The organism is Escherichia sp. KTE96, from assembly GCF_000408525.1.
Taxonomy (GTDB): Bacteria; Pseudomonadota; Gammaproteobacteria; order Enterobacterales; family Enterobacteriaceae; genus Escherichia; species Escherichia marmotae.
Window position 1 is genome coordinate 621,541 of sequence record NZ_KE137147.1, and the last position, 20,872, is coordinate 642,412.

Sequence of the window (20,872 nt, forward strand, 5' to 3'; positions counted from 1 at the left end):
AATTCCCCAGATTAACTACGAGGAAGGTGGCATCCACGGGCGTCCCAACGCCGATCCCTGCACGCCGTGTTCAGTAAGATAGCGATCCAGCTCGACCATTCCCGTCCAGCGATTTTCACACCACAGTGGGGCAAGTAGCGTCGGGCGACGGGCGCTGGCGGAAATACGATGATAGATAACTTCCGGTGGTGTATGGCGGATCATTTCTCCCGCTGTCAGCGTGTAATCGTCCAGTTCAATACCGTTCAAACGCCCCGCTTCCCATGCTTTCGCCATAATGCTGCCTTTCACGATATGCAGCGGATGCAGTTTTATGCCGTCAACACCGGTTTCCACCACCTGCTCCAGCGTTTGCAGACATTCAGTGCGTCCTTCACCCGGCAGGCCGACAATTAAGTGCGAGCACACTTTCAGCCCGCGTTCACGTGCCCGTTGCGTCGTGCGTTGATAACAGGCGAAATCATGGCCACGGTTAATACGGTGTAGCGTTTTGTCATGAGCGGTTTGCAGTCCCAGTTCCAGCCACACTTCATAACCCTGATCTTTATATTCGCAAAGCAGATCCAGCACAGCATCCGGTACGCAGTCCGGGCGGGTGCCAACACACAAACCGACAATATTGGCCTGACTCACCGCCTGCTGATACATAGAGCGCAGTACCTGAACTTCCGCAAAGGTGCTGGTATAAGCCTGAAAGTAAGCCAGATAGCGTTTCGCGCGATTAACTAAATTTGCCTGATGCGCCAGTTGTTCGGCAATAGAACGATGTTGCTGTTCTTCGTCGGCAAACGAGGCAACATTACAGAATGTGCAGCCACCGCGTCCGATGGTGCCATCACGATTCGGGCAGCTAAAACCACCGTGCAGCGTCAGTTTATGCACCTTTTGCCCGTAACGACGGGTAAGATCTCCACCAAACATATTGACTAATTTCTGTAACTGCATAATCTGATAGACCGCGCCTTGAAAAGAGGCCAAAGCCTGCCATTTTTAGCTCAATTCCGCGATGACCTGGATCAATCGCCCTGGCCTGCCTTTACCAACTGCATATTCAATCACAATTACTGAGATTTAATGCAATATCGTATTAATTACTTTTCCTTATCTTGCGTCGGATTTTTTTATCCGCTAATGGATTTTAAACAAAAACAGTAGTATGAAACGCCTTTATCTCTCAATGCAGTATAAAATGCTGGTTTAAGCGTCAGTTCAAGGCAGGATAAGGGTTAACACGCCTCTATAGTAGTCAGGAACTCAACGTTTTCCTTTTTCACCCCACTTTAATTCAAAATAAGATATTTCATTTAATTTCAATAAATTAATGAATATTTTTGCGCTAAAGCACATTTCTATACCAATAAGCTTGCCATTTGACCTGTGTCGCCTTTACCGATAAGTTGGAAATCCGCTGGAAGCTTTCTGGATGAGCAGCCTGCTCATCATATTTATGCAGTAATTGAGATCCCCTCTTCACCGTATTAACCGATGCGAAAAGGACAAAAAAAGGGGGCGAATGCGAGGTAAGCGTATGAAACGCAAACCCCGTCGCCACGCTCTTTCTGTGCCCGTGCGTTACGGTTCGGAAGTGGGGTTCCCGCAGAGCCTGGGGGAGGTTCACGATATGTTGTACGATAAATCCCTTGAGAGGGACAACTGTGGTTTCGGCCTGATCGCCCACATAGAAGGCGAACCTAGCCACAAGGTAGTGCGTACGGCAATACACGCACTGGCCCGCATGCAGCACCGTGGCGCGATTCTCGCTGATGGTAAAACCGGCGACGGTTGCGGCTTGCTGTTACAAAAACCGGATCGCTTTTTTCGCATCGTTGCGCAAGAACGCGGCTGGCGTTTAGCGAAAAACTACGCCGTCGGGATGATCTTTCTGAATAAAGATCCCGAACTCGCCGCTGCCGCACGCCGCATCGTTGAAGAAGAGCTGCAACGCGAAACATTGTCGATTGTGGGCTGGCGTGATGTCCCCACCAACGAAGGCGTACTGGGTGAAATTGCCCTCTCCTCTCTGCCACGCATTGAGCAAATTTTCGTTAACGCTCCGGCTGGCTGGCGTCCGCGCGATATGGAACGCCGTCTGTTTATCGCCCGTCGCCGCATTGAGAAACGTCTCGAATCCGATAAAGACTTCTACATCTGTAGCCTGTCGAATCTGGTCAACATCTATAAAGGTCTGTGTATGCCGGCGGATTTGCCGCGCTTTTACCTGGATCTTGCGGATCTGCGTCTGGAATCAGCTATCTGCCTGTTCCATCAACGCTTCTCCACCAACACCGTGCCGCGCTGGCCACTGGCGCAGCCATTCCGTTACCTCGCACATAACGGTGAAATCAACACCATCACCGGTAACCGTCAGTGGGCGCGTGCCCGTACTTATAAATTCCAGACGCCGCTAATCCCCGATTTACACGACGCAGCACCGTTTGTGAACGAAACCGGCTCCGACTCCAGCTCGATGGATAACATGCTGGAACTGCTGCTGGCGGGCGGGATGGATATCATCCGCGCCATGCGTCTGTTAGTGCCACCTGCCTGGCAGAACAACCCGGATATGGACCCGGAACTGCGCGCGTTCTTCGACTTTAACTCCATGCATATGGAGCCGTGGGATGGTCCAGCGGGCATCGTGATGTCCGACGGTCGTTTCGCCGCCTGTAACCTCGACCGTAACGGTCTGCGTCCGGCACGCTACGTCATCACCAAAGATAAGTTGATCACCTGCGCCTCTGAAGTCGGCATCTGGGATTATCAGCCTGATGAAGTGGTGGAAAAAGGCCGCGTCGGGCCAGGTGAGCTGATGGTGATCGACACTCGCAGTGGGCGTATTCTGCACTCGGCGGAAACCGATGATGACCTGAAAAGCCGCCATCCGTACAAAGAGTGGATGACGAAAAACGTCCGCCGTCTGGTGCCGTTTGAAGACTTGCCTGATGAAGAAGTGGGGAGTCGCGAACTGGACGATGACACGCTTGCCAGCTACCAGAAACAGTTTAACTACAGCGCGGAAGAGTTGGATTCCGTGATCCGCGTACTGGGCGAAAACGGCCAGGAAGCCGTCGGTTCGATGGGCGACGACACCCCATTCGCCGTGCTCTCCAGCCAGCCGCGTATTATTTACGACTACTTCCGTCAGCAATTTGCCCAGGTGACTAACCCGCCAATCGACCCCCTGCGTGAAGCGCATGTCATGTCGCTCGCCACCAGCATCGGTCGTGAAATGAACGTCTTCTGCGAAGCAGAAGGCCAGGCGCACCGCTTAAGCTTTAAATCGCCAATTCTGCTCTACTCCGATTTCAAACAGCTCACGACCATGAAAGAGGAGCACTATCGCGCAGATACGCTGGATATCACCTTTGACGTTAGCAAAACCACGCTTGAAGCGACGGTTAAAGAGCTGTGCGATAAAGCCGAAAAAATGGTACGTAGCGGCACCGTGCTACTGGTACTTTCAGACCGAAATATCGGTAAAGATCGCCTGCCGGTTCCGGCTCCGATGGCGGTTGGCGCGATCCAGACCCGTCTGGTCGATCAAAGCCTGCGTTGCGATGCCAACATCATCGTCGAAACCGCCAGCGCCCGCGATCCGCACCACTTCGCTGTGCTGCTGGGCTTCGGTGCAACCGCCATTTATCCGTACCTTGCCTATGAAACGCTGGGACGCTTAATCGACACCCATGCGATTGCCAAAGACTATCGTACCGTGATGCTGAACTACCGTAACGGCATCAACAAAGGCTTGTACAAAATCATGTCCAAAATGGGCATCTCCACCATCGCCTCTTACCGCTGCTCGAAACTGTTCGAAGCAGTCGGTCTGCACGATGACGTGGTGAGCCAGTGCTTCCAGGGCGCAGTCAGCCGCATTGGCGGCGCGAGCTTTGAAGATTTCCAGCAGGATCTGCTGAATCTTTCAAAACGTGCCTGGCTGGCGCGTAAACCCATCAGCCAGGGCGGCTTGTTAAAATACGTGCATGGCGGCGAATACCACGCCTACAACCCGGACGTCGTGCGCACACTGCAACAGGCAGTTCAGAGTGGCGAGTACAGCGACTATCAGGAATACGCGAAGCTGGTTAACGAGCGTCCGGCAACGACACTGCGCGATCTGCTGGCGATTACTCCGGGTGAAAACGCGGTCAACATTGCTGATGTTGAACCAGCCAGTGAACTGTTTAAACGCTTCGATACCGCAGCGATGTCTATCGGCGCATTAAGCCCGGAAGCCCACGAAGCGCTGGCGGAAGCGATGAACAGCATCGGCGGTAACTCTAACTCCGGGGAAGGCGGTGAAGATCCGGCGCGTTACGGCACCAATAAAGTCTCACGTATCAAACAAGTCGCTTCTGGCCGCTTCGGCGTAACCCCGGCGTATCTGGTTAACGCCGACGTGATTCAGATTAAAGTCGCTCAGGGCGCGAAACCGGGCGAAGGTGGTCAGTTACCTGGCGATAAAGTCACGCCGTATATCGCCAAACTGCGCTACTCCGTGCCGGGCGTAACGCTGATCTCCCCGCCGCCGCACCACGATATCTACTCTATCGAGGATTTAGCGCAGCTTATTTTCGACCTGAAACAGGTTAACCCGAAAGCGATGATCTCCGTCAAACTGGTTTCTGAACCAGGCGTCGGAACTATCGCAACTGGCGTTGCGAAAGCGTATGCCGATTTAATCACCATCGCGGGCTATGACGGCGGCACCGGCGCAAGCCCGCTCTCCTCGGTGAAATACGCAGGCTGCCCGTGGGAGCTGGGTCTGGTGGAAACTCAGCAGGCACTGGTGGCTAACGGCCTGCGCCATAAAATTCGTTTGCAGGTTGATGGCGGCCTGAAAACAGGCGTTGATATCATCAAAGCGGCAATTCTCGGCGCGGAAAGCTTTGGCTTTGGCACCGGTCCGATGGTGGCGCTGGGTTGTAAATACCTGCGTATTTGCCACCTGAACAACTGCGCCACCGGCGTAGCAACTCAGGACGAAAAACTGCGTAAGAATCACTATCACGGCTTACCGTTCAAAGTGACTAACTACTTTGAGTTTATCGCCCGTGAAACCCGCGAGCTGATGGCGCAACTGGGTGTAACACGTCTGGTCGATCTGATTGGTCGTACCGACCTGCTCAAAGAACTGGACGGCTACACAGCAAAACAACAGAAACTGGAGCTGTCTCGCCTGCTGGAGACCGCCGAGCCACATCCGGGTAAAGCGCTCTATTGCACTGAGAAAAACCCACCGTTTGATAACGGCATACTCAACGCGCAGTTGCTGCAACAGGCGAAACCGTTTGTCGATGAGCGCCAGAGCAAAACCTTCTGGTTCGATATTCGCAACACCGACCGTTCCGTGGGCGCATCACTCTCTGGCTACATCGCGCAAACACACGGCGATCAGGGGCTGGCAGCCGATCCTATCAAAGCGTACTTCAACGGCACCGCGGGTCAGAGCTTCGGCGTGTGGAACGCAGGCGGCGTGGAGCTGTATCTGACTGGCGATGCTAACGACTATGTTGGTAAAGGCATGGCAGGCGGCTTAATCGCCATTCGTCCACCCGTGGGTTCGGCCTTCCGCAGCCATGAGGCGAGCATTATCGGCAACACCTGCCTGTATGGCGCGACCGGTGGTCGTCTGTATGCCGCAGGCCGTGCAGGAGAACGTTTCGGTGTGCGTAACTCTGGTGCTATCACTGTGGTAGAAGGCATTGGCGACAACGGTTGTGAATATATGACCGGCGGTATCGTCTGTATTCTGGGTAAAACCGGCGTTAACTTTGGCGCAGGCATGACCGGGGGCTTCGCTTACGTTCTCGACGAAAGTGGTGATTTCCGCAAACGCGTTAACCCGGAACTGGTGGAAGTGTTAAGCGTTGACTCCCTGGCGATCCATGAAGAGCATCTGCGTGGTCTTATCACCGAGCATGTGCAACACACCGGTTCCCAGCGTGGTGAAGAGATCCTGGCTAACTGGTCAACCTTCGCCAGCAAATTCGCGCTGGTTAAACCGAAGTCCAGTGATGTAAAGGCACTGCTGGGTCACCGTAGTCGTAGTGCAGCAGAGTTGCGCGTGCAGGCGCAGTAAGGGGTAGCAACAATGAGTCAGAATGTTTATCAATTTATCGACCTGCAGCGCGTTGATCCGCCAAAGAAACCGCTGAAGATCCGCAAAATTGAGTTCGTCGAAATTTACGAGCCGTTTTCCGAAGGCCAGGCCAAAGCGCAGGCTGACCGCTGCCTGTCGTGTGGCAACCCATACTGCGAATGGAAATGCCCGGTACACAACTACATCCCGAACTGGCTGAAGCTCGCCAACGAGGGGCGGATTTTTGAAGCGGCAGAACTGTCGCATCAAACGAATACCCTGCCGGAAGTGTGTGGACGCGTCTGCCCACAGGATCGCCTGTGCGAAGGCTCCTGCACCCTGAATGATGAATTTGGCGCGGTGACCATCGGTAACATTGAACGCTATATAAATGATAAAGCGTTCGAAATGGGCTGGCGTCCGGATATGTCTGGCGTAAAACAGACCGGTAAAAAAGTGGCGATTATCGGCGCAGGTCCGGCGGGGCTGGCGTGTGCGGATGTGTTAACGCGCAACGGTGTGAAAGCTGTCGTCTTCGACCGTCATCCGGAAATCGGCGGTCTGCTGACCTTTGGCATTCCGGCCTTCAAGCTGGAAAAAGAGGTGATGACGCGCCGCCGTGAAATCTTCACCGGCATGGGCATTGAGTTCCAACTCAATACCGAAGTGGGTCGTGACGTACAACTGGACGATCTACTGAACGATTACGATGCAGTGTTCCTCGGTGTCGGGACCTATCAGTCAATGCGCGGTGGACTGGAAAACGAAGACGCCGACGGCGTGTACGCGGCGCTACCGTTCCTCATCGCCAACACCAAACAGTTAATGGGTTTTGGCGAAACCAACGAAGAACCGTTCGTCAGCATGGAAGGCAAACGCGTAGTGGTACTTGGCGGCGGCGACACCGCGATGGACTGCGTGCGCACTTCCGTGCGCCAGGGAGCGAAGCACGTCACCTGTGCCTATCGTCGTGATGAAGAGAACATGCCGGGTTCCCGTCGCGAAGTGAAAAACGCGCGGGAAGAAGGTGTGGAGTTCAAATTCAACGTCCAGCCGCTGGGTATTGAAGTGAATGGCAACGGCAAAGTTAGCGGCGTGAAAATGGTGCGTACCGAAATGGGCGAACCCGATGCTAAAGGCCGTCGCCGCGCGGAGATTGTCGCAGGCTCTGAACATATCATTCCGGCAGATGCGGTGATCATGGCGTTTGGTTTCCGTCCACACAGCATGGAATGGCTGGCACAACACAGCGTCGAACTGGATCCCCAGGGCCGCATTATCGCTCCAGAGCGAAGCGACAACGCCTTCCAGACCAGCAACCCGAAAATCTTCGCCGGTGGTGACATTGTGCGAGGTTCAGACCTGGTGGTAACGGCAATTGCCGAAGGCCGCAAAGCTGCTGACGGGATCATGAACTGGCTGGAAGTATAACAAAAACCTCTCACGGCTCTATCATCATCCGTTTTATCTGGCCGGTGATAGGGCTGAAGCCCTCCCCCGAAACATCTCTCTCCTGAAAATTACACTCTGTGTCTGAAAGTATTCCCCCCCCCTGACAATAAATTTGAATATCTCACTTAATAAATGGAGTCGTAATAAATACAGTTGTAAAAAATCATTAATTAAACATAATTAAAAAACATTATTATTGATAAAACAATTCACAGCGTGAATGTTATTCTCATTAATTTTTAATAAAATATTAATGCCAACATATTCAAAGTAGAAATAAATAGTATAGATTACATTAAAATGCAAAATAGCCGTTCGGTTTTTAAGCGAAAAAAGCATCTATCTCCCAACAATTAAGAATACTCTTACGACAAATTAAATTCACAACATGAATAACATATATTAAATCATTAATCAGGTACTAATCTGATAATCAACCACAAAAAAAGATTTACCATAATATTAAATAACGCCGTAGACTTTCCGCATTAATATTTACTTCGGGTAAATTATTTATGCGTGGGTTATTCAACAAAAAAGTCAGCAAACAATATTTTATTTAGACCCAAATACAAGAATAAATAATATATTTATTAATAGCCCCTATAAAAATTTAAAGCGCAAGCACGGCTCTCACGTTAACTGTTAACGGAAAACAGTGCTTATTCACATTTAAATTTAAGGACAAATAATGAAAAAGTTAGTAAAAGCTGCACTGGCAACGGCGATGGTTATGGGATTTTCATCTTATGCAAATGCGGTGGGCAGCAATACCGGCACAGTCAATTTTATCGGTACGATTGAAGACTCTCCGTGCTCCATTGTGGTGGGTGACGAACATCAGACCGTTAACCTCGGCCATATCGGTACAGGTTCTCTGACTGGTGGCAAATCCTCCACGGCTGTGCCGTTCAAAATCCGTATGGAACACTGCGTATTCACCACTGAAACCAAAATGTCCACGGTGTTCAGCGCAGCAGGTAACGAATCAACTGCCAACCCGGGCAACCTGGCTCTGATGGGGTCCAGCGGTGAAATGAAAGGGGCCAGCATTGTTATCGGAACCAGCAAAGGTGCAGCACTCAAACTGGGTACTGCGTCAGAAACCAAACTGCAGATGGATGGAAACACTCCGGCCAAAGGCCTGCCTAACCAGGAAGTCGATTTCAGCGCATGGGTGAAAGGCGACGCAACTGGCACAATTGATATTGGCGAATTCAATAGCCAGGTTAATTTCCAGATTAGCTACCTGTAATTTACCCGCTGTAATAAGTGCAATGCCCTGAACAAGGAATGTCAGGGCATTAATAAAAATTAAAAACACTCATTATTGTTATTATCAGGACGGTTTATCTGATGCAACACCATGCCCCTTTCCGCTTACGAATATTAAGTCTGGCAATCATGATGACGCTGACCGGTCTCTCCGGGAAAAGCAATGCAGAAGAGGCTGTTGAATTTAACACCCAATTTCTTGACGTAAAGAACGGAACAAAAATTGATTTAGGGAAATTCTCCCGAAAAGGTTATGTCCTTCCAGGGAATTACAACTTGCAGGTTGTCGTGAATAAATATCCTCTGGCAGAGGAGAATGACATTCATTGGTATCCTAAAGAGGATGACCCGAGTAACAGCTTCCCTTGTCTTTCTCCCGATATCATATCAAAGCTGGGACTAAAACCAGAATTAGTCGAAACATTACAATGGATTAAAGACGGCCAATGCCTGCAACCGGGCCAGATTGAAGGCATGGTAATACAGGCAAATTTAAGTCAGTCCCAGCTTGAGGTGACGATCCCCCAGGCCTGGCTGGAATATACCGACGCAGAATGGGATCCGCCCTCGCGCTGGGATGAAGGTATTCCCGGGTTGATATTCGATTACAACATGAATGCTCAGGTTCGCCATCAGCAGAATGATGGCGTCGATGAACATGACATCACGGCGAATGGTACTGTTGGCGGTAACCTGGGCGCATGGCGCTTACGTGCTGACTGGCAGGCCAGTTATCTGAATACCAGCGACAGTGAAGGGCAAGATCTGCGTGACTGGGAATGGAGCCGCTATTACGCATGGCGTGCATTACCCGGCCTTGGGGCAAAACTGACGCTCGGTGAAGACGCTCTTGCCTCGGATATCTTCGACACCTTTAACTACCTCGGTGCCAGCGTACAAACCGATGATCAAATGCTTCCGCCAAACCTGCGTGGCTATGCACCGGACATCTCTGGCGTCGCGCGTACCAATGCGAAAGTCACCGTAACGCAGCAAGGTCGCGTTATTTATGAGTCACAGGTTCCTGCTGGCCCATTCCATATTCAGGATATCAACGAAGCGGTATCCGGCGATTTACATGTCCGCATTGAAGAGCAAAGCGGCCAGGTTCAGGAATATGACGTCAGTACCGCCTCCATTCCCTTTTTAACCCGCCAGGGCATGGTGCGTTACAAAGGCACGGTGGGGCGTCCACAGGACTGGAACCATCACGCTGAAGGTAACGCGTTTGCCGCTGGTGAAGCATCATGGGGCTTTGCCAATAACTGGTCGCTGTACGGCGGTGCTGTGGGTGAAGAACATTATCAGGCCGTCGCCATTGGTATCGGCCGCGATATGGCGGTACTGGGAGCGCTCGCCCTTGACGTCACCCATTCACGAACTCAACTCCCGGAAGCGGGCGAATATGGACACGGTACTCTCCAGGGGAACTCCTATCGCATCAGCTACGCCAAAGATTTTGATCAGTTAAACAGCCGCTTTACCTTTGCCGGTTATCGGTTTTCCGAAGAAAACTACATGACGATGAGCGAATATCTCGATGCGCTGCATGATGACAACGTCCGTGCAGGCCACGATAAAGAGATGTACACCGTTAGCTATAGCCAGAATTTTAGCGACCCCGCGCTCAACGTTTACCTGACCTGGAACCGCCGGACATATTGGGACAGAGGAGACCAGAACAACTACAACCTCATGGTCTCTCACTATTTTGATATCGGTTCAATGAAGAATATGAGCCTCTCTCTGACCGCTTATCGCAGTGAATATGACAATGAATCCGACGATGGTGTCTATGTTTCACTGATGATCCCCTGGGGCAACGATAAGTCCATCAGCTACAACGGCATGTTTAGCGACGACGACAATTCCAGCCAGGTCAGTTATTACCAGCGCCTGAACGATCGCAGCAACTATCAATTAAGTCTGGGCCAGTCCGGCAATAACACCCGGGCTGAAGGGTTCTACAGCCATGAAGGGAGTTATGCGGACGTGGACGTCAGCGCAAACTATCAGGAAGGCGATTACACCTCTGCGGGTCTGACGATGCGTGGCGGCGCAACGTTAACCGCAAAAGGTGGGGCGTTACACCGCACGAATCTCTCTGGCGGCAGCCGTATTCTGGTCGATACCGGCGGCGTCGCTGATGTCCCCATCGGCGGCTACAACTCTCCGGTCTATTCCAATAGGTTCGGCAAGGCCGTTCTGACGGACGTCAATGACTATTACCGCAACCAAATTCGCATTGATATCAATCAATTGCCTGAAAATGCCGAGGCAACGCAGTCCACTGTGCAGGCCACACTTACCGAAGGTGCGATTGGCTATCGCGAATTTGGCGTCATCAGCGGTGAAAAAGCGATGGCCGTTCTGCGCATGGAAAATGGCGACTATCCCCCCTTTGGCGCGGAAGTTAAAAACAGCCACCAGCAGCAAATCGGGTTGGTTGATGACGACGGGCATGTCTATCTCGCTGGCGTAAAAGCGGGTGAAAACTTACAGGTTTACTGGTCAGGCGAAAAACAGTGTGACGTCTCATTGCCCGACCCGTTACCGAAAAACCTATTTAGTGGTTTGTTATTGCCGTGTCAGTTAGCCAACCCGGATAAACCGCGCCCTGCCATGGAGATAAAACCGATTATCCAGGAGCAGACACAGCGCATTACGCCATCGGCTAAACCAGAAGCATTATCAGACAACGCCTATTAATTATTCAGGAACAGGGAACATGGTAAATAACAACATTTACGCACCAGGGATGTGGAAGACGAATATTTCTTGTCTGAGCGCAATTCTCTTTTTTACCTCCTGCGCGCAGGCCGCCATTGCGCCAGACCGCACGCGTCTGGTCTATAAAGGCGGCGAGAAATCGATCAGCGTGACGCTCAAAAATGACAGCCAAACCCTGCCCTATTTAGCGCAGACGTGGGTTGAAAACGAAAAAGGCGAGAAAATCACCTCGCCACTGGCTGTTCTGCCGCCCGTGCAGCGTATAGAGGCGAAAACGGAAGGTCAGGTCAAAGTGCAGGGAATGCCTGACATTAGCACCTTAGCGCAGGATAAAGAGACGCTGTTTTACTTTAATGTGCGAGAAATTCCGCCGAAAAGCGATAAACCCAATTCGCTGCAAATTGCGCTGCAAACGCGTATCAAACTGTTCTATCGCCCCGCCGCGCTGGCCAAAAAGGTCGATCCTGAGCATCCCTGGCAACATCAGGTCACTCTGAGTCGCCAGGGAGATCATTACCTGGTCAAAAACCCAACCAGTTATTACGTCATTATCAGCTCCGCCAGCACACAGAAAGGCGGTCAGCCCATCACAGGCTTTGAACCGCTGGTGATGCCTCCCGCAACCAGTCAGGAGATGAAAGGCCGCGCATCCGATCTGGGAAGTGCGCCGGTACTGACGTATGTCAACGACTACGGCGGACGACTGCCACTCTATTTCCAGTGCAGCGGCGCAGAGTGCCATGTCGATGACGCCAGAAGCAGTAAAGGATAATTCGGAGGCTTAATGAGAAGGCGAAACAGTGCCCCACTTTCACTGTCATTGAGCGCTCTGATGTTACTGAGTGCATCGGTATGTGCAGGGAATAAAAGCGTAAAAATGACGTTACGTATCGCCGTCGACGCACCGCCACCTTGTACCGTCACCGGCGGAACAGTGAACTTTAACGATGTGCTCACCACCAAAATCGACGGCACAAACTATACCCAAACGGTGGGTTACAGCCTGAATTGTGATAAGCGAATTGTGGATGCACTGAAAATGCAGTTGCAGGGTACGGTTGTCACCATCAACGGCGAGTCGGTACTGAAAACGAATGTAGATGGGCTGGGAATACGGGTCCGTACGGTGAATGAACATACCCTCCTCGAGCCCGGGAGCACATCCTGGTTCCATTTTAACTTTTCGGGCAGCGGCCCGGCGCTGGAAGCGACACCGGTAAAAAATTCAGCGACAACGCTCAGTTCAGGCGACTTTACCGCCGGGGCGACACTGGTGGTGGATTATCAATGAAAACAATCGGATGCACGATACTTTTAGCCGCATGCAGCCTGTGTCATGCCGATAATCTGACCTTTATTGGCCACCTGGTGACACCGCCTGTTTGCACCATCAGCAACAACGCCAGAATAGACGTCAATTTCCGTGATGTGATCATCACGCGAATCGATGGCAACAATTACAGGCAGCCGCTGGAGTACAAAATTACCTGCGACTCAAGCATCCGCGATAATTCAATGGCGATGACCCTGACCTTAACGGGAGATGTCGTGGACTTTGACGACGCCATCAAAACCAATACCGACGGATTAGGGATCAAAATCTGGGAAAACAGTAAACCCTTTAAGCCCGGCAGCACCATTACTGTCGATGAGGCAAATTTGCCCGTTCTGGAAGCTGTCCCCGTAAAAAGTGTCAGCGCGAACCTCAGCGAACAGAATTTCGAGGCCTGGGCGACGCTACGCGTGGATTACCAATAACAGCAGGGAGCAAAATGATGAAACGAATAGTATCGGTTCTGTCGCTGTGCGGGATGTTAGCAGTGTCGGCTCATGCGGCGGACAACGTCCACTTCACGGGTAACCTGCTGGCGGGTTCCTGTTCGCCGGTCATTGTCGGAACCGCGATGGAAGAAATCATCTTTCCGCCCGCAGATGCAGCAGATTTACAGGCCAGCGGGCAGTCGGCGCGCGTGCCGGTGACGCTGAAACTGGCGAACTGTGAAAGCTCGCTACAAAACGTCAAGGTGACATTTTCCGGCACTGAAGACCCGCTGTTGGCGACGGGTTTCCTCGCGCTCGCCTCGGGCTCACGCGCCAGCGGGGTCGGTATTGGAATTGAAACAAGTAACGGAACCGCCGTACCGGTTAATAGCACAGCGGGAGTGACATTCCCGCTTACCGCCCCGAATACCACGCTCAATTTCAATGCCTGGCTTCAGGTTGAACCGGGCGTCACGATTGTACCAGGCGAGTTCTCCGCCAGTATGACCGCCACTTTTGAGTATTTCTGATATGAAAAAAATATCTTCGTTTTTACTCTTTTTGTTATTAGCGATTGGATTTGCTAACAGCAGCATGGCCAAACCTAACCTCAAAGTCTCCTTCAACACCCAAAAGTTATATTACGCCATGGATGACAGCGGCCGTATCAGCCTGGAGCTCCATGTAAATATCCTGACGCCAAATGGCCTGTTTACAGGTACGATAAACAAAGCCCTGTTTCAAGGTTTCCCCTATCACCTGGACACCTGGAGCCTCGCCAATGGCCCTGGGCCTCTTCCACCGAATCCTACGATTACCGTGACTGATTATGATAATACCAACGTCGATCAAGCTCTTTGTGGCCCGATGCCGGATGGTTGGAACTGTGCCTGGTATGAACTTAAAGTGGATACCGGTACAGACTCCTACGGCTGCCCGTGGGTAGCCAATATCTGGGGGACATCAACGGGTATACATGGTGTCTATAACGGCCCTGTCTCCCATGGTTCCATCTGCCCCACCGTTCCCGTGGCGTCATTTGATATTTCCTGGAGTAAAGATCGCGTCCAGAATGACATGTTACTCAAAATCGCCTCAACGGGGGGTGTCGTTCATGCCAACCTGCCGACCTATCTGATGGAAAGCGGCAAATTGTGTGACGGTAACCTGAATGATGCGCGTGGCAGCTACTGTCGCGATGTCAGCCAAATGACCCAACTCACAAGCCAGGGATGTACAAACGTCGAGGGTGGCAACAGTAACGTCACGGCGGTCGTCGCTGACAGTCCGCCGTACGACCAAACGCTAAGTAACATTGCGGTTGACGTCAATACGGCGGGTACGGGGCAATTTACGACCGAGTGCTATTTCCAGTATCTGATGGAAGAGTTGTAGGCCGGAAATGTCGGTGAATGTCGGGGTGTGATCGCGCTCCGCCCAAACCTGAGAAAGTAATAAGCCCGGTCCAGCCGGGCTAAAAGTATAGCGCTAAAGAATGTGGCGATTCACCTTCACCACCACCTTCTTAATCTCAGCAACGGACTCAACAATACACCCGGGCTTATGCGGTTCTCCCGGCATAAACACGGCGAACATCCCCGGTTTCATGATAATGGTTTGTTCATTCTCAATGGCGTTACAAAGCTGATAATCCTCTTCCACATGCAGCTCTTCGCACGCACGGGCGGAATCCGCGACACCGAAGTTAATCCGTTCTTCGCCACTCAGTAAAAGCTGAATATCAACATATTGCGTATGTAGTTCCGCTTTTTTACTCTCTGCGGGCTGAGTAGAAAATGTCATCACATTCATAAAGATATCATCGCCGCGCAGTTCATAACGACCTGGCGATTTCTCTTGTGGGCAGGCGGTTAACGCCAGCGTTAACGCATCCATCAATACCGGATGCAAACCGGCAGATGGTAATGACTGTACTTCACCCATCATCATAATTTTTCTCCCTGGGCCAACAACGCAGCCCCAAGTAAGCCTGCATCGTGGCGGTAGTGCGCCGCCAGTAACTCAACATGAAATGCCGCTGGCTCCTGCGCCAGATACGTTTCCACCAGCGCCAGATACCCTTCTGCCAACCCGACGCTGCCACCGACCACCACGCACTGGCAATCGGTCGTAGCTTTAACATCGGCAATCAGTCTTGCCAGCGCATGTGCGGAGCGGTGAATCAGTTGCTGTGCATGTTCGTCGCCCTGACCGGCGCGCGTAAAAATGGTTTTCGCATTCGCCCCCGCCAGCTCACCCTGCGCCGCAGCCGCAATGCCACGACCGGAAGCAATCGCTTCCACACAGCCGACACGTCCACAACCGCAGACTGGACCATGAGGATCAGCCAGCGTATGTCCAATATGCCCCGCCAGGCCGCCTGAACCAGTAAGCAGTTTGCCGTCGCTGACTACCCCACCGCCAACACCAGTGGAAACAGTGATAAACACCATGTCGGTAATATCCCTCTCCAGCGCCTGATACTCTGCCCACGCTGCGGCCTGTGCGTCGTTAATGGCAATCGTCGGCAAGTCGGTAAGCTGTTCCAGCGTTTTGACTAGCGGAAAGTGCAGCAATCCGCCGAGATTATGTGGATTTAGCGCCAGCAGGCTGCCGTTGCGGATTATCCCGGTTGAAGCGATGGCCACCTGCTGCGCATGAGCTTGCAACGGTGCGACTAATGTGGCTAAGGCTTCACGCAATGCTTCCGGTGTCTGGCTGGCAGGCGTGGGGAGTTCACGGCGATCGCGGATCTGCCTGTCAGCACCAATCAGCGCGGCAGCAAGTTTAGTACCGCCGATATCAATCGCCAGTATGGTCATAGCACCGCCTTTTTCATCGCTGTGTTGTACCACTGGCAAATGTGCTCAAGACGCGTAATGGCTGAACCGACTGTCACCGCCCATGCGCCATGACGCATGGCATCTGCCGCCTGCGCTGGCGTGTTGTATCGCCCTTCGGCAATCACCCGACATCCGGCATCGCTCAACGTTTTCACCAGCGCCAGATCAGGCTCTTCCGGGGTTTCAGGCGTGGTATAGCCAGAAAGCGTCGTGCCAATAATCTCAGCACCCAGTTTTTGGCAAGCCAGGCCGTCTTCCGGCGTTGAGCAGTCGGTCATCGCCAGCAATCCGTGATGGTGAATACGTGCCAACAGTGTTTCAACAGGCACCGGACGCGGGCGATCGGTGCCATCAATCGCGATAATGTCCGCGCCCGCCTGTGCCAGCGCATCAACATCTTCAATGTAGGCGGTAATACGTACCGGCGAATCCTCCAGATCGCGTTTCACAATCCCGATAATCGGCACGCTCACTACCGCACGAGTGGCTTTCAGGTTTGCCACTCCTTCTATACGAATAGCAACCGCACCGGCCTGCTCTGCCGCTAATGCCATAGCTGCGACGATTTCGGGTTTATCGAGCGGGCTGTCAGGAACCGGCTGGCAGGAGACAATCAGGCCACCATTAGCGGCGATTTTTTGATCCAGTTGTGCAAGTAACGACATACTTCTTCCCTTCGCGAAAGGCCCGGTTCAGAACCGGGCTACAGGATTAACTTTTGGTTTTGACTAAATCATCTTTGGTGTTGCCAAACGGCACCGCACCGCTGAATGGTTTGCCGTCGATGGAGTCATGAGTACGCAATGCTTCCGGGCGCAACCAGCGCTGAACCCGGGAGGGCATATCCAGACCAATCAGCAGGATCACCACAAACGTCAGGCTGAACGAGAGCGATCCCAGAGCCGTCCCCAGGTCCAGGCGTTGAGCAATCAGCGCACCAATGATCGGTGCCAGTGCACCACCCAATGCACCAACGTTGTAGGTAAAGCCCAGTCCCGCCGCTCGCTGGTCGGTATCAAAATAACCGCCGATCAGTTTCGGTAAGATCCCGGAGATCCCCTGACCAAGCATTTGCTGGAAGAACAGTAACAGACCGAGTACCCAGACGTTTGCACCGCCAATCGCAAATACCGGAATAATCAGCAATTGCGAGGCCAGCAGGCTACAAACGTAGGCTTTGCGCGTTCCCAGCCAGTCACCGAGGAAGCCACCAACGCAGCAGCCAACTGCCGCACCAAAGCCACTAAAGAACAGGACATTGGCGACCGTATGTGGGTCATACGCCAAATCGGTTTTCAGATACGTCGGCAGCAGCGCCTGAATCGGCCATGAGTAAAGGAAAGCAAACAACACAACCACCATCAGCGTCACGCCCGTTGGCCAGCGCTTGCCCGTACTCTGAACCATAAAGCTAATAAAGATCGCAGCACATAACAGCCCGAGAACAGCGACGATTGCGGCATTTTGCAGGTTACCGGCAAAGCAGAACCACAGCGCAGTAGCCGCTGCCAGCGTCATCACAATATTGGCGATGCGATGTTCACCGCGATAAAGAATATCCACCATCGTGCGTACCGGCGCTTTACCTGCGTGCTTCTCTTTCCAGTCTTCCGCTTCCGGGATGTTTTTACGCAGCCAGAGAGCGAAGATGATGGGTAAAATGCCGATAAAGAACAGCGCACGCCAGCCCCAGACCGGAACCACCAGACTATAAACCTGAGCGGCAACTACAGCCCCCACAGAGAAGCCTGAAATCAGAAAACCACTGGCTTTGTTGCGCAAGTGTTTTGGCCAGCTTTCAATCACATAAGTAGCGCTGGAGCCGTATTCACCCGCCATCCCCATACCGATCACCAGACGCGCGATAAACATAGTGATGTAGCCAGGCGCAAAGCCGCAAGCCAGTGTACCGGCAGAAAAGAGAACAATACTGGTGACCATTGCCAGTCGACGTCCGTAGCGGTCGCCCATAGCGCCAAGCATCAGGCCGCCGAACCAGCGAGAGATGAAGGCTGCGGAGATCAGGCTTGCTGCCTGTACCGTCGTCAGCCCAAACTCACCCTGTACTTCAGTAAGTACCAGGGCAATTAAAACGAAATCAAAACCATCAAGCAGGTATCCCAACCAGGCAGCGGAAAATGCCCGCCATTGTGCGCGGTTGAGATGGCGATACCACGGGATATTCTGGATCGTTGTACTCATTGTGAGTCTCCCGCGGTGGGCGATGCCCACACGCTTTGGTATGAAAGTTGTAGGGTACAGATGCGGTTATTTCCCCTCACCCGGTAGGGGCGGGTGAGGGAAAAGAACTCACCCGCGCTCTTGCATCAACTGCTGGGCCAGCGCCTTCAGTTCTGGCAGATATTTTTCATCCACCGGACCAAACGGTTTGCGACACAGCGGCACAGACACCACATCCATATAGTGCAGAACGGTTTTCAGACCGCGGAATACGCCCGTTTTAATCAGTAAATCAATGACTTTATTACATTCGGTTTGCAGTTTCTGCGCGGTCTGGATATCCCCTTCTTTCAGCGCCTTCACGATACCCTGATAACGCCATCCCATAATGTTGTAAGTACTGCCAATACCACCGTCTGCGCCCGCCAGCAGGCCGGAGGCGAAGATTTCGTCGTAACCGTTATAGAGCACCAGATCCGGATGTTCGCGACGGATCTGTTCCATCTGATAGAGATCGCCAGAGGTCTGTTTCAACGCCCCTACGCCTGGCAGCGTAACCAGGGTGTTGATCTGATCCAGACTCAGTTTTACACCGCTCAGTGCCGGAATGTTGTACACCACCATCGGCAAACCATCCGCCGAATCAATGATTGCCCGGTAGTGATCGCAGTGTTCTTCAAAGCTGAAAGGATAGTAGAACGGCGTGACCGCAGAGACAGCATCAAAGCCATAACGTTTAGCAGATGCCGCAAGTTGCTGGCTTTCCGCAGTGCTGACGCAACCTACGTGAGCGATAAGTTTAATCTTGCCTTTTGCTTCTTCAGCGACAATCTCCAGTACCTGTTCACGTTCGGAAAGGCTCTGCACAAAGGCTTCACCGGTTGAACCACCTACGTACAGGCCGTCGATGCCCTGCTGAATATTGAACTGAACCAGGCGGCGCAGACTCGCTTTATCCAGTGCTTGTTGTTGGTCAAAAGGAGTCAGGAGTGCGGCCATTACGCCACGTAAATTCGTTGCCATAAATACCTCTGAAGTGATGCTTGCCTGTTAAAAACGATATACCTTTATACCTGTTATACCAGATCAAATAAGCAACACATCATACAGAACGCTTATAATGCGATCTGCTTCACTAAAGTGGCATTATTTCTTTTTGTTTGCGGTCTGCCCGAAGGCGTGCCAGGTGGCAGAGACGCTGTTGAGATGCGATTGCAATGCGCGATCGGCTTCGTCGGGATCGTGACGCCGGATCGCGTCAACGATCGCAATATGCTGCTGATAACTAACGTTGTTATGTTCGTGTAGCGCCTGGTCAGCTACTGTCGGACGAGCTGCGATCAGCCAGTCAAGCAGAGCAACGTGGATCGCCATAAAGATCGGGTTGCCAGGGATCTCCGCCAGTACGCGGTGGAAATCAACGTCTGAACGAATGAACGCAGCGTTGTTATCCAGAGATTGACTGTTGATTTCCAGTGCTTTTGCCAACAAATCGATTTGTTCATCGGTGGCATGTTCAGCCGCATAACGCACCAGGCTGGACTCAAAGAATAGACGTAGTTGTTCGAAATGGGCTATCCCACCAGGATGGGAAAGGAAATCTTTCGCCATACCGGATAGCTCACCAATGATGGTATCCGCGGAAGGACGCGAGACGCGAGCGCGTTCGCCGTTATTAATTTGTACCAAACCTTTGCGCTTTAACGCCGCCAGCGCTTCACGCACCGAAGGACGCCCAACGTTAAAGAACGCCATAAGTTCGCGTTCAGACGGCAGTTGCTCACCTTCGCCAAATTCGCGACGGCGGATCATCTGCTCCAGCTCTTCTTCCACCATTTCGGAGAGTTTTTTACGCGCCAGCGGACGACGACGCAAGTTACGACCGATAGTAGCCGGAGAATCTTCTGCTTGCGGATCAAATGCGTTCATAGGGCTCTTCTGGGAAAATATGTTGACGGATAATAGCGAAGTTATCGTAACACAGTATTAAAATCAGGCGAAAAGAAGGTAGATAGCAAAACAGGCCACATGGGCCTGTTTATCATTTATTTCACAACCCGCAATGCCGGGCGACCACCGCGGGGGGGCTGCGGAGGTTCATCGTCAGGATGATGGTCATCATCGTGATCTGGCTTATCGCCGTCAATAACCGACATAACGGTTTCATTATCTGCCGATGCTTCATCATCATTCATAATGCTGGCATCTTCGTCGTAGGCAGCTTCAGGCTCGAACATCGTTCCTGCGCCATTTTCGCGGGCGTAGATAGCCAGCACGGCAGCCAGCGGTACTGAAACCTGGCGCGGAATGCCACCAAAGCGCGCGTTAAAGCGCACTTCATCATTCGCCAGTTCCAGATTACCAACTGCACGCGGCGCAATATTGAGTACGATTTGCCCGTCACGCGCATATTCCATAGGAACCTGCACGCCAGGGAGCGTCACATCCACCACCAGGTGCGGCGTGAGCTGGTTATCCAGCAACCACTCATAGAATGCACGCAGCAGATAGGGACGACGTGGTGTTAGCTGTGACAAATCCATACAGA

The 20,872-nt window shown here is 52.3% G+C and carries 17 protein-coding genes; 9 read left to right on the top strand and 8 right to left on the bottom strand.

Annotation, left to right across the window (positions count from 1 at the left end; translation table 11 throughout):
- Positions 1 to 15: 15 nt before the first annotated feature.
- Entirely contained in the window at positions 16 to 945 is a 930-nt protein-coding gene (locus A1WG_RS15280) for a tRNA modification radical SAM protein MnmL/YtqA (protein ID WP_001517170.1), read from the bottom strand.
- Positions 946 to 1,621: 676 nt separating this feature from the next.
- Here A1WG_RS15280 and gltB point away from each other — a divergent pair.
- The 9 genes from gltB to A1WG_RS15235 all read left to right on the top strand — a co-directional run bounded on the left by gltB (position 1,622) and on the right by A1WG_RS15235 (position 14,695).
- A complete protein-coding gene (gene gltB, locus A1WG_RS15275; RefSeq protein WP_032159440.1) occupies positions 1,622 to 6,082 on the top strand; it encodes a glutamate synthase large subunit in 4,461 nt (1,486 codons plus the stop codon).
- Positions 6,083 to 6,094: 12 nt separating this feature from the next.
- Positions 6,095 to 7,513 carry a glutamate synthase subunit GltD gene (gltD, locus tag A1WG_RS15270; protein ID WP_000081688.1) on the top strand — a complete coding sequence of 473 codons (1,419 nt, stop codon included), beginning with the start codon at positions 6,095 to 6,097 and terminating at the stop codon, positions 7,511 to 7,513.
- A 712-nt stretch (positions 7,514 to 8,225) separates the two neighbouring features.
- Positions 8,226 to 8,789 (top strand): fimbrial protein, encoded by a 564-nt coding sequence (locus A1WG_RS15265; RefSeq protein ID WP_000737522.1) that lies wholly within the window; start codon positions 8,226 to 8,228, stop codon positions 8,787 to 8,789.
- Between the two features lie 101 nt (positions 8,790 to 8,890).
- Positions 8,891 to 11,518 carry an outer membrane usher protein gene (locus tag A1WG_RS15260; RefSeq protein ID WP_001517173.1) on the top strand — a complete coding sequence of 876 codons (2,628 nt, stop codon included), beginning with the start codon at positions 8,891 to 8,893 and terminating at the stop codon, positions 11,516 to 11,518.
- Between the two features lie 49 nt (positions 11,519 to 11,567).
- Positions 11,568 to 12,311 carry a fimbria/pilus periplasmic chaperone gene (locus A1WG_RS15255; RefSeq protein ID WP_029329883.1) on the top strand — a complete coding sequence of 248 codons (744 nt, stop codon included), beginning with the start codon at positions 11,568 to 11,570 and terminating at the stop codon, positions 12,309 to 12,311.
- A 12-nt stretch (positions 12,312 to 12,323) separates the two neighbouring features.
- Positions 12,324 to 12,830: a fimbrial protein gene (locus tag A1WG_RS15250; protein ID WP_001517174.1), complete on the top strand. Its 507-nt coding sequence runs from the start codon at positions 12,324 to 12,326 to the stop codon at positions 12,828 to 12,830.
- Positions 12,827 to 13,297, top strand: a complete 471-nt coding sequence (locus A1WG_RS15245) for a fimbrial protein (protein ID WP_001517175.1) — start codon at positions 12,827 to 12,829, stop codon at positions 13,295 to 13,297. Before A1WG_RS15250 ends, A1WG_RS15245 begins: the two co-directional genes overlap by 4 nt.
- Before the next feature lie 17 nt (positions 13,298 to 13,314).
- Entirely contained in the window at positions 13,315 to 13,830 is a 516-nt protein-coding gene (locus tag A1WG_RS15240; protein ID WP_001517176.1) for a fimbrial protein, read from the top strand.
- A 118-nt stretch (positions 13,831 to 13,948) separates the two neighbouring features.
- Positions 13,949 to 14,695, top strand: coding sequence for a StfH/YfcO family fimbrial adhesin (locus A1WG_RS15235; protein WP_228029496.1), 747 nt, complete (start codon positions 13,949 to 13,951; stop codon positions 14,693 to 14,695).
- A gap of 93 nt (positions 14,696 to 14,788) precedes the next feature.
- Here A1WG_RS15235 and nanQ read toward each other — a convergent pair whose 3' ends face one another.
- The 7 genes from nanQ to sspB all read right to left on the bottom strand — a co-directional run bounded on the left by nanQ (position 14,789) and on the right by sspB (position 20,867).
- Positions 14,789 to 15,250 carry an N-acetylneuraminate anomerase gene (nanQ, locus tag A1WG_RS15230; RefSeq protein WP_001517178.1) on the bottom strand — a complete coding sequence of 154 codons (462 nt, stop codon included), beginning with the start codon at positions 15,248 to 15,250 and terminating at the stop codon, positions 14,789 to 14,791.
- Positions 15,247 to 16,122 (bottom strand): N-acetylmannosamine kinase, encoded by an 876-nt coding sequence (nanK, locus tag A1WG_RS15225; RefSeq protein WP_001517179.1) that lies wholly within the window; start codon positions 16,120 to 16,122, stop codon positions 15,247 to 15,249. The genes nanQ and nanK overlap by 4 nt, the downstream gene beginning before the upstream one ends.
- Positions 16,119 to 16,808: an N-acetylmannosamine-6-phosphate 2-epimerase gene (locus tag A1WG_RS15220; protein ID WP_000054233.1), complete on the bottom strand. Its 690-nt coding sequence runs from the start codon at positions 16,806 to 16,808 to the stop codon at positions 16,119 to 16,121. The genes nanK and A1WG_RS15220 overlap by 4 nt, the downstream gene beginning before the upstream one ends.
- Positions 16,809 to 16,854: 46 nt before the next feature.
- On the bottom strand, positions 16,855 to 18,345 hold the full coding sequence (nanT, locus tag A1WG_RS15215) for a sialic acid transporter NanT (RefSeq protein WP_000108263.1): 1,491 nt from the start codon (positions 18,343 to 18,345) through the stop codon (positions 16,855 to 16,857).
- Positions 18,346 to 18,453: 108 nt separating this feature from the next.
- Positions 18,454 to 19,347, bottom strand: a complete 894-nt coding sequence (gene nanA, locus A1WG_RS15210) for an N-acetylneuraminate lyase (protein ID WP_000224706.1) — start codon at positions 19,345 to 19,347, stop codon at positions 18,454 to 18,456.
- A 123-nt stretch (positions 19,348 to 19,470) separates the two neighbouring features.
- Positions 19,471 to 20,253 (bottom strand): transcriptional regulator NanR, encoded by a 783-nt coding sequence (gene nanR, locus A1WG_RS15205; protein ID WP_000990909.1) that lies wholly within the window; start codon positions 20,251 to 20,253, stop codon positions 19,471 to 19,473.
- Positions 20,254 to 20,369: 116 nt separating this feature from the next.
- Positions 20,370 to 20,867, bottom strand: a complete 498-nt coding sequence (gene sspB / locus A1WG_RS15200; RefSeq protein ID WP_000366123.1) for a ClpXP protease specificity-enhancing factor — start codon at positions 20,865 to 20,867, stop codon at positions 20,370 to 20,372.
- Positions 20,868 to 20,872 lie beyond the last annotated feature (5 nt).

Excerpts from the sequence above, each read along its gene's own strand:
- A1WG_RS15280 (WP_001517170.1), bottom strand. The coding sequence starts at position 945 with ATGCAGTTACAGAAATTAGTCAATATGTTTGGTGGAGATCTTACCCGT.
- gltB (WP_032159440.1), top strand. The coding sequence starts at position 1,622 with ATGTTGTACGATAAATCCCTTGAGAGGGACAACTGTGGTTTCGGCCTG.
- gltD (WP_000081688.1), top strand. The coding sequence starts at position 6,095 with ATGAGTCAGAATGTTTATCAATTTATCGACCTGCAGCGCGTTGATCCG.
- A1WG_RS15265 (WP_000737522.1), top strand. The coding sequence starts at position 8,226 with ATGAAAAAGTTAGTAAAAGCTGCACTGGCAACGGCGATGGTTATGGGA.
- A1WG_RS15260 (WP_001517173.1), top strand. The coding sequence starts at position 8,891 with ATGCAACACCATGCCCCTTTCCGCTTACGAATATTAAGTCTGGCAATC.
- A1WG_RS15255 (WP_029329883.1), top strand. The coding sequence starts at position 11,568 with ATGTGGAAGACGAATATTTCTTGTCTGAGCGCAATTCTCTTTTTTACC.
- A1WG_RS15250 (WP_001517174.1), top strand. The coding sequence starts at position 12,324 with ATGAGAAGGCGAAACAGTGCCCCACTTTCACTGTCATTGAGCGCTCTG.
- A1WG_RS15245 (WP_001517175.1), top strand. The coding sequence starts at position 12,827 with ATGAAAACAATCGGATGCACGATACTTTTAGCCGCATGCAGCCTGTGT.
- A1WG_RS15240 (WP_001517176.1), top strand. The coding sequence starts at position 13,315 with ATGAAACGAATAGTATCGGTTCTGTCGCTGTGCGGGATGTTAGCAGTG.
- A1WG_RS15235 (WP_228029496.1), top strand. The coding sequence starts at position 13,949 with ATGGATGACAGCGGCCGTATCAGCCTGGAGCTCCATGTAAATATCCTG.
- nanQ (WP_001517178.1), bottom strand. The coding sequence starts at position 15,250 with ATGATGATGGGTGAAGTACAGTCATTACCATCTGCCGGTTTGCATCCG.
- nanK (WP_001517179.1), bottom strand. The coding sequence starts at position 16,122 with ATGACCATACTGGCGATTGATATCGGCGGTACTAAACTTGCTGCCGCG.
- A1WG_RS15220 (WP_000054233.1), bottom strand. The coding sequence starts at position 16,808 with ATGTCGTTACTTGCACAACTGGATCAAAAAATCGCCGCTAATGGTGGC.
- nanT (WP_000108263.1), bottom strand. The coding sequence starts at position 18,345 with ATGAGTACAACGATCCAGAATATCCCGTGGTATCGCCATCTCAACCGC.
- nanA (WP_000224706.1), bottom strand. The coding sequence starts at position 19,347 with ATGGCAACGAATTTACGTGGCGTAATGGCCGCACTCCTGACTCCTTTT.
- nanR (WP_000990909.1), bottom strand. The coding sequence starts at position 20,253 with ATGAACGCATTTGATCCGCAAGCAGAAGATTCTCCGGCTACTATCGGT.
- sspB (WP_000366123.1), bottom strand. The coding sequence starts at position 20,867 with ATGGATTTGTCACAGCTAACACCACGTCGTCCCTATCTGCTGCGTGCA.